Origin of the sequence: Paenibacillus sp. MBLB1832, assembly GCF_032271945.1 — a bacterium.
GTDB classification, from domain to species: Bacteria; Bacillota; Bacilli; order Paenibacillales; family NBRC-103111; genus Paenibacillus_E; species Paenibacillus_E roseopurpureus.
Genome location: NZ_CP130319.1, coordinates 4,316,037 through 4,330,275 on the forward strand (window position 1 = coordinate 4,316,037; position 14,239 = coordinate 4,330,275).

The 14,239-nt window shown below is 47.0% G+C and carries 16 protein-coding genes and 1 tRNA gene; 12 read left to right on the forward strand and 5 right to left on the reverse strand.

Annotated features, from left to right (window positions below):
* Window positions 1-4: 4 nt before the first annotated feature.
* The gene (locus MJB10_RS19345; protein ID WP_314797359.1) at window positions 5-670 is read right to left on the reverse strand and encodes a tetratricopeptide repeat protein; all 666 of its coding nucleotides are present in this window, start codon (window positions 668-670) and stop codon (window positions 5-7) included.
* Between the two features lie 121 nt (window positions 671-791).
* Between MJB10_RS19345 and MJB10_RS19350 the strand changes: the two genes are divergently transcribed.
* Window positions 792-1,055, forward strand: coding sequence for a hypothetical protein (locus tag MJB10_RS19350; protein WP_314797361.1), 264 nt, complete (start codon window positions 792-794; stop codon window positions 1,053-1,055).
* A 15-nt stretch (window positions 1,056-1,070) separates the two neighbouring features.
* Here MJB10_RS19350 and MJB10_RS19355 read toward each other — a convergent pair whose 3' ends face one another.
* Window positions 1,071-2,888, reverse strand: coding sequence for an SgrR family transcriptional regulator (locus tag MJB10_RS19355; RefSeq protein ID WP_314797363.1), 1,818 nt, complete (start codon window positions 2,886-2,888; stop codon window positions 1,071-1,073).
* A gap of 114 nt (window positions 2,889-3,002) precedes the next feature.
* Between MJB10_RS19355 and MJB10_RS19360 the strand changes: the two genes are divergently transcribed.
* Window positions 3,003-3,152 carry a hypothetical protein gene (locus MJB10_RS19360; RefSeq protein WP_314797365.1) on the forward strand — a complete coding sequence of 50 codons (150 nt, stop codon included), beginning with the start codon at window positions 3,003-3,005 and terminating at the stop codon, window positions 3,150-3,152.
* On the opposite strand, the gene MJB10_RS19365 is transcribed toward MJB10_RS19360, so the two are convergent.
* Together MJB10_RS19365 and MJB10_RS19370 are read right to left on the reverse strand one after the other, a co-directional pair.
* The gene (locus MJB10_RS19365) at window positions 3,130-3,648 is read right to left on the reverse strand and encodes a VanZ family protein (RefSeq protein WP_314797367.1); all 519 of its coding nucleotides are present in this window, start codon (window positions 3,646-3,648) and stop codon (window positions 3,130-3,132) included. The genes MJB10_RS19360 and MJB10_RS19365 overlap by 23 nt on opposite strands.
* Window positions 3,649-3,662: 14 nt before the next feature.
* Window positions 3,663-3,950 (reverse strand): hypothetical protein, encoded by a 288-nt coding sequence (locus MJB10_RS19370; protein ID WP_314797369.1) that lies wholly within the window; start codon window positions 3,948-3,950, stop codon window positions 3,663-3,665.
* Window positions 3,951-4,159: 209 nt separating this feature from the next.
* On the opposite strand from MJB10_RS19370, the gene MJB10_RS19375 reads away from it, so the two are divergent.
* Window positions 4,160-4,232: transfer RNA gene (locus MJB10_RS19375), tRNA-Ala, on the forward strand.
* A 100-nt stretch (window positions 4,233-4,332) separates the two neighbouring features.
* On the opposite strand, the gene MJB10_RS19380 is transcribed toward MJB10_RS19375, so the two are convergent.
* Complete coding sequence (locus tag MJB10_RS19380; RefSeq protein WP_314797370.1) at window positions 4,333-4,503, reverse strand: VOC family protein; 171 nt, start codon at window positions 4,501-4,503, stop codon at window positions 4,333-4,335.
* Between the two features lie 60 nt (window positions 4,504-4,563).
* Here MJB10_RS19380 and MJB10_RS19385 point away from each other — a divergent pair, with 60 nt between their 5' ends.
* From MJB10_RS19385 to MJB10_RS19425, 9 genes are all read left to right on the forward strand, one after another.
* A complete protein-coding gene (locus MJB10_RS19385) occupies window positions 4,564-5,373 on the forward strand; it encodes a glycoside hydrolase family 16 protein (protein WP_314797372.1) in 810 nt (269 codons plus the stop codon).
* Between the two features lie 86 nt (window positions 5,374-5,459).
* The gene (locus MJB10_RS19390; protein WP_314797374.1) at window positions 5,460-6,239 is read left to right on the forward strand and encodes an SDR family oxidoreductase; all 780 of its coding nucleotides are present in this window, start codon (window positions 5,460-5,462) and stop codon (window positions 6,237-6,239) included.
* 180 nt (window positions 6,240-6,419) lie between these two features.
* Window positions 6,420-6,578 (forward strand): asparagine synthase, encoded by a 159-nt coding sequence (locus MJB10_RS19395; RefSeq protein ID WP_314797375.1) that lies wholly within the window; start codon window positions 6,420-6,422, stop codon window positions 6,576-6,578.
* Between the two features lie 95 nt (window positions 6,579-6,673).
* The gene (locus MJB10_RS19400; RefSeq protein WP_314797376.1) at window positions 6,674-7,126 is read left to right on the forward strand and encodes a VOC family protein; all 453 of its coding nucleotides are present in this window, start codon (window positions 6,674-6,676) and stop codon (window positions 7,124-7,126) included.
* 282 nt (window positions 7,127-7,408) lie between these two features.
* Entirely contained in the window at window positions 7,409-9,202 is a 1,794-nt protein-coding gene (locus tag MJB10_RS19405; protein ID WP_314797378.1) for a sensor histidine kinase, read from the forward strand.
* Entirely contained in the window at window positions 9,180-10,778 is a 1,599-nt protein-coding gene (locus MJB10_RS19410) for a response regulator (protein ID WP_314797380.1), read from the forward strand. The genes MJB10_RS19405 and MJB10_RS19410 overlap by 23 nt, the downstream gene beginning before the upstream one ends.
* An 89-nt stretch (window positions 10,779-10,867) precedes the next feature.
* Complete coding sequence (locus tag MJB10_RS19415; protein ID WP_314797381.1) at window positions 10,868-12,235, forward strand: ABC transporter substrate-binding protein; 1,368 nt, start codon at window positions 10,868-10,870, stop codon at window positions 12,233-12,235.
* 155 nt (window positions 12,236-12,390) lie between these two features.
* The gene (locus tag MJB10_RS19420; protein WP_314797383.1) at window positions 12,391-13,293 is read left to right on the forward strand and encodes a carbohydrate ABC transporter permease; all 903 of its coding nucleotides are present in this window, start codon (window positions 12,391-12,393) and stop codon (window positions 13,291-13,293) included.
* A 21-nt stretch (window positions 13,294-13,314) separates the two neighbouring features.
* A complete protein-coding gene (locus tag MJB10_RS19425; protein ID WP_314797385.1) occupies window positions 13,315-14,196 on the forward strand; it encodes a carbohydrate ABC transporter permease in 882 nt (293 codons plus the stop codon).
* Window positions 14,197-14,239 lie beyond the last annotated feature (43 nt).

The following is a 14,239-nucleotide window of genomic DNA, read 5'->3' on the forward strand; positions in this document are numbered from 1 at the left end:
CATGCTATTTCAGGCGCGCCAGCCAGGCCCAGCGCCGTTGTTGACGGCGACTGTAGCGGGGCAAGCCGCGGTAGATGTCCAGCGCTTCGCGGTAAGCGCGCTTGGCATCGTCTTGACGGCCGAGCTGCTGATACAGCTGGCCTAGACGGTAGTACGCCTCGACCGACGAGGAGTGCAGGTCGCGGAAGTGTTCGATGAATTGCGCCGCTCGCTCAGGCGCATGAGGAGCTAGAGCCTCGCCAAGGCGGAGGAAGGCTTCGCCATATTTGACCCGCGGATTCAGCTCGATCGCTTGGAGCATATACCTCTCGCCTTCCGCAATGCGTCCTAGCTTCAGCAAGCAAAGTCCAATCTCATAATGCACATCAGCGGAGTCCGCTATGATCGGCAGCGATTGCTCCAAGTAAGGCAGTGCTTCTTGATATTTTTTGCGTTCAATTAGAATGCGCGCTAAATCCAGCTTTGCCGATGTGTTATGCGGATTGGCGTGTAAATCTACACGGAGCCTCGTCGCCTTTCGTTTTAATTGAAATGGCCTCCATATATTCGGCAGGATGCCGACATATCTGCGATCCAACAAGTAGAAAATGACGAGTAAAATCAATAAAGCCAGAAACGGATTGCCGACAAGTCGCCAGAGTAGTGCAAAAATAAATAGTTTCCCAAGCAAAGTCCATATCCCCTTTCAACTTCCTTATACTACCATATTATGGGATGTCTGGTCATCCCCTTCTATCATTCGAAATTTAGACGCAGCAGTGCTATACTAGAAAGAAAAAGGGAGTTTCCATATGAAAGATTCGCACAAAGCAACATGGCTTAAACGTAAGAAATTAGGACGTTCCAAATATTTAATGTACTTCGGCCTGCTTCCATGGGGGCTTGCGCTGACGATCCTTACGAGCTTTCTGGAATTTCTAAGCTACGGATCCATTGAATCCACGTGGGTTTCCATTCGATTCATCATTTTCATGTTCATCGGATTTTTCGTGGCTAATGCCCGTTGGAATGCGATGGAACGGCGCTTTGAACCGCCAGCCCCAAGACGACCGTAAGGTCGTTTTTTCATTTTAAATGCTAGGTGCGAACCAGATTTCCCTGAAGTCCACCCAGCCTAGATCATTGATTGTGACACCCTTAATCGAGTCGTGATACGTGGTTTGTTGAGATCGATGCAGCACAAACAGGAACGATTTCTCCGCTTGCAGCTCATCCACGATGTCATGTAAGCCCGCTATGCGCGCATCCACATCTGGATTGCTCAGAATTCCCTCTATTTTCGCATCCACCCACTCAGCTCGTTCTCTATTCATATGCGCCCTAACATAGCTGTTGCTCTGCTTCAACGTCTGAATAATATGAAGATCATAATGACTTTCCATGCAAATGTGGTAGAAAATAAGATCCGCTTCCTCGATCGTACTCAGCTGCATCATATCCGCTTCGCTTCGTATCGTAATCTCAATGGGAATCCCGATCGCTTCGCATTGCCGACAAATCCATCTGGCATCCTCGTTATTGTTGCTGTAGACGTACATGCGGAGCTTGTCGCCTTGGTAGCCCATTTCTTCCAGAAGGCGCTTCGCCTCCTCTTGATCGGTCAGGGACTTCGATTGCGACTCTAGCATTGGAAGAAAGCTTCTGGCAGGGGCTTCCCGGAAGCCCCCAAGCTCTTCGATCATGCGCTCACGATCTAGCACGAGATCGACTGCTTTACGAAAATTCGTATGCTGCTGAGGCCCTCTTTTATTCCGATTGAACGTAAGTAAACTGCAGCCCATGATAGACTGCTCGATCTGGTGCCACTCCGAATCTTTATCAATCGCGCCTACTGGTTTCTGAGAATTGGAGTGTCGGCTAAACACCTGCACCTTATCCCAACTCGGAAGCGACTCGGATAAGTCAGATGGCAACAGCCAGATTTCGATCTGATCCAGATGCGGCCTGACACCGAAATAATTATCAAACGCTCGCAATTTGCAAATAAAATCGTCATTGCGCTCCAACCTGAAAGGCCCCGTTCCAATCGGCATCCTTCCGAAAATGGCCTCATTATCACGGCAAATTTCCTCTGGTACGATCGCCATAGACATATGAGCCAATTGCTCTAAGAACAGCACGTTCGGATGTGTCAATTCAATATTGATGCTGCTTCGATTCAGCACAGTGATCGACTCGATGCTTTCGGCCATCCAGCCTTGGGTGGCGTTCGACCCTAGCTGCTTTAATCGCATGAACGAGTACTTCACATCATTTGCTGTCATCTCGCGACCATGATGGAACAGCACCCCTTTGCGCAGATAGAATGTGTAATGCAAGCCATCTTGACTGACTTCCCAGTAGTGGGCTAAATGAGGCTCTATCACTTTCGTTCGCGGGTTATAGCGAATTAGCGTATCAAAGATATGACCAATCAGATGAAAATCAAACGCATAAAACGTATGAGCAGGGTCAAGCGTGACCAACCATTTATACACTGGAAAACGCAGGGCATCCTTAAAGCGCTCCTCGTGCTCTAACGCACGGTAACCAAAAAAGCTGAACAACCACTCGATAAAGGAATCCTGCAGCGCTTCCCCTTTACCGAGTTGATGAATCAGCTCAATCGTACCTAAATAGTCACCGCGACTTGCCAGCGACATCGCTTGCTTCGAAATCATATCCTCCGAGGACACCAAGAAAGTCAGCTTGGAAATATTGCCTCTTCCCCTGCCTGGTTCCCAAGAAAGCCAGTTCTGTTCACTCATTTTTTTCAATAAAATCTTCGCATTCCTTGTGGAGCAATACAATCTGTCCGCGATTTCTTCCAATGTAATGGGCTGCGGTTGATGCTCAATCCCATGCTCAAAGCCAGCTCGCAATTCCAAAAAGTGAGACAATATCTGCATCGTCCAACGTCCTTTCCATAAAAGGGGAAATCGTTGAACCCAATTATACTCTTTTTGTTCCCCTTATTCCAGCGTAAACTAAGGGTATCCCAAAAAGAAAGGAAAGTGACCACGATGCAACCTACAGATCTCTACGTTTCAGAGAAGCTTATGGAATGGCAGCTGCATGAGCTTGAAAGCGAAGCTCGCGAACATTGGAAATGGAAAGCTGTTAAGAAAAGGAAAGTGTCCGTTCTGCTGACTAGCTTGTTCTTCTGGCTCTAATTCGTTCACGGATGACGAGAACCAACCACACTACTAGGAGCGCACCCAGAATACCGATTCCGTCAACACACACATCGATGCCGTGTCCGGTTCGATCTTTCACGAACGATTGATGCCATTCATCCGACATCGCATATACGATCGAGATGAGGAAGGAGCTGAACAACGCTATGTACAATCTCACTGGCTTCGCAAGCAAAGCGATCGACCACAGCAGGGCAAGTACAGCATATTCGCTGACGTGTCCTGCTTTTCTTATGATGAATTCGATGAAATTTATCGGATCTCGCCACGAAATGACCTGACGGTCGTATGTGAACTCGATATGAGGGAAATGCTCTTTCAGCTTTGCGCTAGAAAATTTCGATTCCAAATAAGGCTTCAAACTCTGTTGCTGATACGTCTCCGCCGACTTCATATAAATAAACGCCATCCAGAGGACGGCTGCGACTAGGAATACGTAGAATACCATCATCGAACGGGTTAACTTCGGCATTCCGCTCCCCTCTCTTATGGATTCAATTTCTTCCGAATACTAAATAAAGCGAAAAATTCAAGAACCATCACATTCACCGCGGATACCCCGTAAAACGCCATCCCAAACATCATCTGGAACTTGTCCGTCGTCACCGACTTCCACCAATATACTGCTGCTACTGTCATTGCGATATTCAGCGCCGTTGATAGTAAGAAGGAGAACCCCAAACGATTCGTCATGCGCATCATCACTACACCAATTACAAATGGAACCGCGAAAGTAATACCCAAGAAAAGCCAATACAACACTGCGTTCGACACGACATCTCCACTCCCAAACGATCAACTAGTTTATGCTACTAGGTTAGCATGAACCTGCGCTTGAAACAACGTTTCACGACCTTTGCAACAGAAATGACAAACAGCTGGCAAGATAGGAACATGCATGAAAAATAACAAATCGCAGGTCTTGCCTGTCATCGTGAATTCCTGTATAATACAAAAAGTCGACGCCATTAAAGCGTTATCACGGGGCCTTAGCTCAGCTGGGAGAGCGCATCGCTGGCAGCGATGAGGTCAGGGGTTCGATCCCCCTAGGCTCCATTAGAACGTATAAAAAGAACATGTCCTTTGGGCATGTTCTTTTTTTCGTTCTAGGAGCCTTAGGGAGAGAACCCCGACGGGTTCGCCTGCGCGAACGGAATTACGTAGGATTCACCGCGAAAATAGAATGAACATTTCCTTCAGGATCGCCAAAGTAACCAGCCGTATGGCCCCAATGCTTGATTTGCGGCGCTATGACGTCAATGGCTCCCTTCGAAACGAACTCATCGTATAAGGCGTATACTTGAATATCATAGAACATTTGTTCCATTTCGTGCAATAAAAATGATATACTATTTTATAAAAAATGGATGGGTTGGAGGCATGATCGATGAGCAATTATGATTTTCCAAGAAACGATCTAGAAAAAGAGGGATATACCTTAATATTTCATGATGATTTCGAGACAGACAAGCTCGACCGAGCGAAGTGGCTGCCTTACTATTTGCCTCAATGGAGCAATCGAAAGCGCTCAGAAGCCAACTACACAATAGCAGATAGCCAACTAATTCTTCAAATCACAGAAGACCAATTACCATGGTGTCTTGAATGGAATGGAGACGTGAAGGTAAGCAACCTCCAAACAGGTGTTTTTTCTGGGCCATTAGGTAGTGCGCATGGTCAACACAAATTCTCAAGTGACTGTCTCGTTCGAGAAGAACAACCGGTTGAACAGTTGTTTACTCCGCAATATGGGTATTTTGAATTACGGGCAAAAGGAGTCGGCAATCCCAATAATGTTTGCGCGTTTTGGATGATTGGTTTCGAGGATCTTCCGAATCGATCAGGGGAAATCTGTCCATTTGAATTAAAAGGTTGGAACGTTGAAAATGGCACGTGTACGTTAGGATTTGGCATCCATGCATTCGGCGATCCGCTGCTGGAAGAAGAGTTTTTCGAGCAACCATTTGATATCGATCCGACGAATTATCATGTGTATGCTGTCGATTGGACGGATCAAGGCGTTGATTTTTATATCGATAACAAACTCATTCATAGATCCAAGCAATCACCGAAATATCCGATGCAATTGATGCTGAACATCTATGAAATCCCATCATCAGAGAGCGGTTCGAGAACTGCGCCTGTATATCCTACTGAGTTTGCGATTGATTATATTCGTTGTTATAAAAAAATGTGACATACTTCTTGTTTGTAGATGGATTGACGCATGTCCATGCGAACGATAAGCTAGTTGTATATGCGAAAAGGGAGAGGAATCACACTATGAAATTGGATTCAAATACAGTATTGATTACAGGCGGAACGTCTGGCATCGGTTTCGAGCTTGCTAAGCAGTTGCTTGCGCTTGGGAACCAAGTCATTATTACGGGGAGAGATCAAGCTAGATTGGATCAAGCGAAGCAAAAGCTTCCAGCGCTTCATACCTTCCAGAGCGACGCCAGTGACCCTCAGGCTATTTCTACCCTTTTCGATACTGTAGTCAAGCAATTCCCGCAGTTGAATGTGCTCATCAATAATGCTGGCATTATGCGGAAAATCAATATCCATGACAGCGAGACCGATCTCGAGGATATCACGCGCGAAGTACAAACTAATTTCAATGGACCGATCCGCATGGTCAAACAATTTCTGCCGCATTTAAAGAAACAGCCCGCTGCCGCGATTATGAACGTCTCTTCTGGTCTTGCGTTTGTTCCATTGCCGATTACTCCAGTGTATTGCGCGACAAAAGCGGGGCTCCATTCTTTTACACAATCGCTGCGTGTTCAACTCAAACAGACGAATATCAAAGTGTTCGAGCTAGCGCCTCCACTAACAGCAACTTCCTTGGTCGATTCGTTCGATCCAGACGATATGAAAGGTGTTGCGGCCATGAAGGTCGCCGACTTGGTCGGGCAGGCCATCAAGGGTATGCAGCAGGATCGATTCGAAATTCGTCCTGGTCAAAGCAATTTTTTGAAACTCATGAGTCGCGTCGCGCCTCAGTTTATTTTTAATTTGCTGAGTAAACCGGTTGATAGCATGTTGAAGCAGACGAAGTGATCCGTCTCTGTTGGTGTAAGTCGCGGGCACGTTAAAAACTTAACCATTGCGGAGCAGGTCGGCTTCGAGGATTTAAGCTTTTTCAATCAACAAAATAGCAACGCGAATGGTATAGGTTACGGGATTCAAATCCAAACTAAACTGTCTTGCCAAACAAAACCATAAGAGGAGAGATGATTCATGCGCGAAGGTCTAATTCCTGCCGTTCTTGGAACTGTCGTATCTGCTTCTGGAGCTACCATGCTGAAAAGTAAGTATAAGCTTCTTGGTGTTGGTGTGCTTGGCTTCGGTCTCGCTCATGTCGTGCTAGGTGCGATTGATTTAGTCGAGCATAGATAAGTTGGCAGGATGGTTGAGGAGGTGGCTAACACCTCCTTATCCCTCTACCTCAATTACTCCGATCATGTCCAATTCTTAGAAAAGAGGCTCCGCTCATGCAAAAAATCAGTCCATTCCTGTGGTTCGACGGCAACGCCGAAGAGGCCATGAACTTCTATATCACCGTTTTTGCCGATGCGAGAATCGAAAGCCAAAACCGCTCTCGCACAGGACAATTAATCTCGGGCACCTTTCTTGTAGGCGATCAACGATTCATGGTTCTGAATGGGGGACCGCAATTCAAATTTACCCCTGCCATTTCCTTGTTCGTCAATTGTGAAACACAGGAAGAAGTCGATACACTGTGGGCGAAGTTGTGTGAGGGTGGCGAACCGCAGCGCTGCGGTTGGGTGCAGGATAAATTCGGCCTATCGTGGCAAATTATCCCGACAGCACTTGGTCAGCTGCTTGGAGATCAAGATCCCGCCAAAGCAGCGCGTGTCATGAATGCCATGCTAGGCATGCAGAAGATTGATATCGCTGGGCTTAAGCGAGCATACGAAGGCTAGATGCGACAAAGAGGGGTTGTCCGAAAAGGGCAGCCCCTTTGATATGAGGAGGGGCATACGATCATTTGACCTCAAATATCGCATCCACGTTCCTTCTCCACCTCCGACAACAACCAAATTCGGCATCCTCATGCACACCTCCCCTCCACCATGCAAATTCTTTGTTTTATTCGGCATATTCTTGACAATCCCACGTCTCGCCTCGATCTCTCTAGCACGATACTTATCCCCGTTGTATGATAGAAGTGAACGCATCCGAAAACATAGGTAATGGTGACCTAGATGAAGAAACTTCGCAGCCCTATTAAGACACTACGCGGGAAAATATTAATTTCGTTATTTCTGCTGATCATTCTCCCCGTCGTGATCATCCTTTATCGGTTCTATAAATCTTCTGAAAATATCGTGCAAATGCAGCTCAATCAATCCAATCAAACGGCGGTTACCCAGAAAGCCAATGCCATGAATGACATGGCGGTTCGCATGATTACGGCTTCGAGTCTCATTATTAATGATCCAGAGACCGAGAAATTTTTGAAAGAGCCTGCGGACTGGTCCACTAATTATAGCTCCTTTATTAAACTCACTTCCTTACAGAAGAAACTGTCCAACGTCAAGGATCTTCTCCTCGACAATACGACACAACTCGGCTTATATGATAATCGCGGCTTTACGCATACGACCTGGTCTGCTGTTACACCGACGAAGGTGCAAGCTTTCCAGCAAGAGAGCTGGTACACACGGACCATTGAGCGGAACGGTTCACCGTACTGGACGGTGCCTTACACGCTACGCATGCAGAACAGCCAGCAAGATCTCATCGTCATGACACGGCAAATTAACGGTGACTATACGAGTAATTATGGCGTTTTTCTTATTGGTGTGCCGACGCCTGTCTTCTTCTATCCAAACAATGAGCTGCGCAAGCAGCAGGAATCCGGCATTATTTCCTTTCTCATCGATCAGAACGAGCAGTTACTCATTGGCGATGACTCCGCCGTCCAACTATTGACCAGCCATGCTCTACAGCAAATTCGAACCAACAGCAATGGCATCAAAGAGGTTAAAATCAATGACCATGTCTACCTCGTAAACGATGCGAATGTGCCCCAGTTGGGCTGGAAGCTCGTACAATTCATGAATCAAAAAAACTTTGCCACACAGCTAAGCCGCGAGAAAGATAAATCCATTTCTTGGGTCATCGCCTGGTTCTTACTTTTCACCGTAGCTTTCATCTTGCTGATGCTGCGCGTGACAAGTCCTTTCAAACAACTCGCCAAGTCCATGACGAAGGTCGGGAAAGGTGAGTTTAATACCTTGGTCAAAATCAAAGGCGAAGACGAAATCGCCATGTTAGGCAGCTACTTCAACAAGATGGTGCTTCATCTTCAAGATCTCATCTCTGATCTCTACGATGAACAGCGCCGGAAACAGAAAGCTCAGTTCCAAGCACTGCAAGCGCAAATTAATCCGCATTTTCTGCTCAATACCTTGAACTCGATTAAATGGATGGCTCTGCTTTCGGGGGCTGAACACATTAGCGAAATGATTACGAAATTAGGGAAACTACTCAATTTCACGATGCGAAATGAACAGGAATTCGTCACGTTGCAGGAAGAGCTGGACTATTTGCAAGTGTACCTGTCCCTTCAGGAGATTCGTTATCATGATCAAATTACGTTCACTTCCCAAATTCCTGCCGAGCTGCTCGACTGTGAAATTTTGAAATTCACGCTGCAGCCGGCTGTCGAGAACAGCATCATTCATGGCAATAGATTCCCGCTTCTAATCGATATTCAAGCGGAAGAAGTGAACGGGCAGCTCCATATTAGTATGAAAGATAATGGCGTCGGGATGAGCCCCGACATGATCCAAAAGGTCGAAGCGTCGCTGAATCAACCCCACGCCAAATTCAGCGGCATCGGCATTCGCAATGTGAATGAACGTATTAAGCTGCATTACGGCATGCAATATGGCATGCAAATTTCGAGCATACAAGGGGAAGGCGTTCATTTACAACTCATCCTGCCCTTGAAAAGGAGGCCAACCGACAATGAGAATTCTGATCGTGGATGATGAAATTCTAGTGCGTATTGGCTTGAAGACAATCATCCCAAGAGGCAATGAAGCTTTCCAAGTAATCGGCGAAGCCGCGAATGGCGTGGAAGCTTTGCACATATTAGAGAATCAAGCGTGCGATGTCGTTCTGACCGATATTCGGATGCCCGAGATGGACGGGCTAGAATTGTTGAAGCAAATCCGTGAACGGTGGCCTGCGATCAAATGTCTCATTTTATCCAACCATCACGACTTCAATTATGTTCAGCAAGCGCTTCGCCTAGGGGCTATCGAATATGTAACGAAGCTGGAGATTAATCCGTCTGAGCTCAAAGAGAAGCTGGAAGCCATTCAAGAGCAGCTAGACATTGAAAAGCAAGGGCAGAACGCGCGCACGCAGCTGGAACAGAAAGTGAATCAATACAGCAAGGAAGTGAAGGAAAAACGGCTTCGCGAGATGCTCCTAGGTCACGTTTCCCGAGGAGAAATCGAGCAAGTATGGCGGGAATTTCAGCTGGAGCCATTTCTCCCACCGCTATCAGCAGCCGTTATCCAAATCGAAGATTATGAAGCCCTAATGCAGCATAACCGCTTTCAAAGCGATCGACTTCTGACCTACACCGTGCAAAATGTTCTGAATGAAATTCTCAAGAAATACGGGAATGGCGAGCTTATTGAGGTGGCAGCGGGGAAGTTTTGCGTGCTTACGGGTCAGCTAAACGTGAATATGTTGCAGGAAATGCAGAATGCGGCTCAAGCTTTTCTAAAAATATCACTCGCCATCGGCGTCTCCCCGCCCTGGGAGGATCCCCTGTCCTTGCATCCTGCCTTTGAGAAGGCCGATCATGCGCTAAGCTATCGCTTCTACTACGGCGGCGGATGCATCATCCATTACGAGCAGCTCAGCCTCACCCCGCCTACCTTGTCCGAACCTTGGGAGGAAGAGGAATGGAGCAAGTACATCGAAGAAGGCAATGAAACGGGCTTACTAGAGCGTGTACTCGCTTGGGCGGATGCGCATAGTGCACAGAAAACGATTCCTCCGGCCATGCTGCGTGAACAATGGTTGAGTCTCCTGCACATGTTCGCCCGCTGCTTGAAAGCGGATGGCGGAGACATCTACTCGGTCACGCTGCATGAACAGCAGTATCCGTACCATGTCATTCGAAACGCCGAAACTTTGCAAGATATCTCGCAATGGTTTCGTGGTTGGCTACCCGTCTATTTCGCTTACAAGCGCCAGCATGGCAAAGAGAAACTTCGCCCCGAAATTCAAGCGGTGATCCGTCAAATTATGGCCGAATACAATTTACCTCTGAAAGTGGCTGACTTGGCGAGTACGGTTGGCTATACCGAGAATTATTTAAGCATTCTTTTCAAAAAAGAAACAGGCAAAACGATCACCGATTATATGACGAATGTTCGGATGAAAAATGCGCGGGAGCTGCTCAAAAATCCCGATTATAAAATATTCGAAATCTCCGAGCTCATCGGGTATGCCGATCCGAACCATTTCAGCCGCATTTTCAAGCAAATGGAGGGCATGTATCCTACCGAGTTCCGCAAGCTAATCTTCGGTCAGCGAACATCATAGAATAATGCTTACTTCGTAAAGAATACTCCGTGTCTTTTTGGGAACATTTGCATTACGATTTAGCTACCAAAAGAAAAGGGGATGAACACATGAAGAAAGTATTAGGAATGAGCGCATCGCTCGCATTGGCTGTAAGCGTATTCGTAACTGGATGTTCCAAGACAGCTGAAGTTACACCTTCTGCATCGATCGCTCCTGCTGCAACCGCAGCAGCCGCTACACCAACACCTGAAGCACAGAAACCAGTTACACTTAAATTTTGGGGCGGGGTACCGCCAGAAAGCGGTCCGCAAGAAGCCGTCGATAATTGGAATAAAGCGAATCCGAACATCAAAGTCGAATATACGCGCTATGTAAACGACGATCCAGGCAACTTGAAGCTGGAAACAGCTTTGCTCTCGAATACAGATGCGCCTGATATCTTTATGAACTATGGTGATGATAAAATTACCAAACGACAAGCCGCAGGCATGGCGGAGCCACTGGACGATTTGATCGCCAAAGTCGGCTTTGATGTCGAAGGCATCATCGGCGCCTCCAACATTAAGAAATTCGCAGACGGCAAATATTATTATTTGCCTGCCAACAAGAATTTAGGTGCTGTTCTTTTCAACAAAAAAGCATTAGACGAAGCTGGCGAGAAGCTGCCAACCGCTTGGACGTGGGATGACTTCAGCGCGATGGCGACGAAATTGAACAAAGGCGATCGCAAAGGCACGATGTTAGATCCTGCGCTTGCTTGGTTCGGTGATTTGGTGCTGCAAACGTCGAAGCCGCAAGACTGGTTTATTACCGCTGACGGCACGTCCAATTTCAACAGCCCAGCAGCGAAGAAAGGCTTGGAGCTTCAGCAAAGCTTGGAGAGCAAAGGCGTGATGATGAAATATTCGGAAGCCGTTGCAGGTAAAATTACGGTACAAAATGAACTGCTGACAGGCAAAGCTGCGATGGCCGCCTCCCAAATTTATATTATTCGTTACATCAAAGATACGAAGAGCTTCCCGCATGATTTCAAAGTATCCTTCGCGCCGTATCCGCAATTCACGGCTGGCGGCAACGTCAACCCTGGCGGCGGTATGGGCGACTACATGTCGATTAACAAAAACAGCAAGAACAAAGAAGCAGCTATGAAATTCATGTCTTGGTATTTGCAAGAAGGCAATATGTCCATGGTGCCTGGCGGACGGATTCCGACGAATAAAAAAGCCGACGCCTCCAAAATTGCTTCCATCCTGATCGGCGATGCCAAAGATTTGATCGACGAAGATTCCTTGAAGGCGCTGCTCGCTGGCAGCTACACGTTCCCAACATCCTACAATGTGCCAGTTCCAACGGAGTTGAAAGCTATTTTCAAAGATGAGATGGAAAAATATCTCCTAGGTGTTCAACCGATCGATAAGGCGCTGGAAACGATGAAAACACGCGCTGACGCTTCGATCAAAGGCGCTAAAAAGTAAGGCATTTCCCTTTCTGTCCATGAAGACCTCTAGCCACTCAAGGCTGGAGGTTTTTTCAATCAAACGCCAGAAAGAATCACGTTCACGCTATGTTACTGCGGTTCGGATGTTGGTAAAGTTAGATCAACACATGACTGTGAAAGGGTGCTTACCACATGAAGCCATTCTGGCGTCCAGCGAAATTCAGGGAAAACCTTGCAGGTTACCTATTCATTTTGCCTAACTTCTCTGGGTATCTCATCTTCATCTTGCTGCCCATCTTATTTAGCCTCTATCTCGTATTCGTCGATTGGGAGTATTTGAAAGGGTTTGCAGGCATAACATGGGTCGGGCTCGATAATTTCAAAGCCTTAGGCAGCGACCCCAAATTCGTTAAAGCGCTGCAAAACAATTTGTTGTTCACCCTCGTCAGCGTTCCCGCTTCCATCGTCATCGGCTTGCTATTTGCCGTCATTCTCAACAAATATGTGTTTTTTAAGCAGACGCTGCGTACGCTCATTTTTCTCCCTTATGTCTCTTCCTTGGTTGCCGTTTCGGTGATCTGGAGCATTATGTACCGAGCTTCCGACGGACCGATTAATCATTTTCTAAAATCAGTTGGCATCGCCCATCCGCCTGGTTGGCTATCCAGTCCAGATTCTGCCCTCTTCGCGATCATCATCATGCAAGTATGGGTAACGATCGGCTACTCGATGGTCATTTACTTAGCAGGCTTGCAAGGCATTTCCAAAGATTTATACGAGGCTTCGGATATCGACGGGGCTTCGACTTTACGTCAGTTTTTTCAAATTACAGTACCCATGCTCACACCAACGACGTTTCTCGTTGCCATTACGCTCATTATCGGTTCCTTCCAAGTGTTCGGACCTGTCAATATTATGACGCAAGGCGGACCTGTGGATTCCACGATGGTTCTCTCCTACCACATCTATCTGCTTGCTTTCCGTTTCTACAAAATGGGCTATGCCGCTACCGTGTCTTGGGTGCTATTCGCGATTATTTTCGTGGTCACGATCATTCAATGGCAAAGCCAGAAACGTTGGCAGCAACACTTCTAATCGTAAAGGAGCGACTCCCCCATGGAAACAAGCGTACCCGTGCAATCTGCTAGTAAAACTTCTCTCATTCGAAAAGAAAGAACACGGCTGTGGTTCAAACTCATCCTTACGATTCTTTTGGCTGGCATTTCTGTCCTTATGATTTTGCCTTTCATCTGGATGATTTCCACCTCCTTCAAAATCAACGGCGAGGTGTTCAAATATCCAATCGAGTGGATCCCGTCGACATGGCATTTTGAGAACTATAAGAAAGTCTGGTCAGGTACGGACCCATTCTATTTATTTTATTGGAACTCGGTCAAAATCACCGTGATTACGGTTGTCGGCAACCTTTTCACAAGTGCCATGGCTGGCTTCGCTTTTGCCAAAATACGCTTCAAAGGCCGTAACTTCCTCTTCCTGCTCTATTTGTCTACGATGATGATTCCAGGGCAGGTGCTGCTTGTCCCACGTTTCATTCTGTTCGATCAGCTGCAGCTGATTAATACGCATGCATCGCTTATTTTGCCAGGTTTGTTCACGGTTTTCGGGACGTTCCTGATGCGGCAGTTTTTCATCTCCTTACCGAATGAATTGCTGGAAGCAGGGCGTGTTGATGGCGCTGGGTACTGGCGGACTTTCTGGCAAATCTGTTTGCCGCTGACGAAGCCAGCGTTGGTGACTCTGCTCATTCTGTCCTTCACTTGGCATTGGAACGATTACGAGAATCCGCTGATCATGCTGCGCGAGAAAGCCTTGTACACCATTCCGCTGGGATTAACCAGCTATGTGGAGGAGTTCGGAACGAACTACGTGCTGACGATGGCCGCCTCCGTTTCAGCGCTAGTTCCGCTGCTAATCGTTGTGATCGTCTGTCAGAAATGGTTTGTTGAAGGGATTGCGAGTTCGGGGTTGAAGGGGTAGTCTGAAAGAGAAAACGGAGTCAGCAAACTAGCTGCGCTCCGTT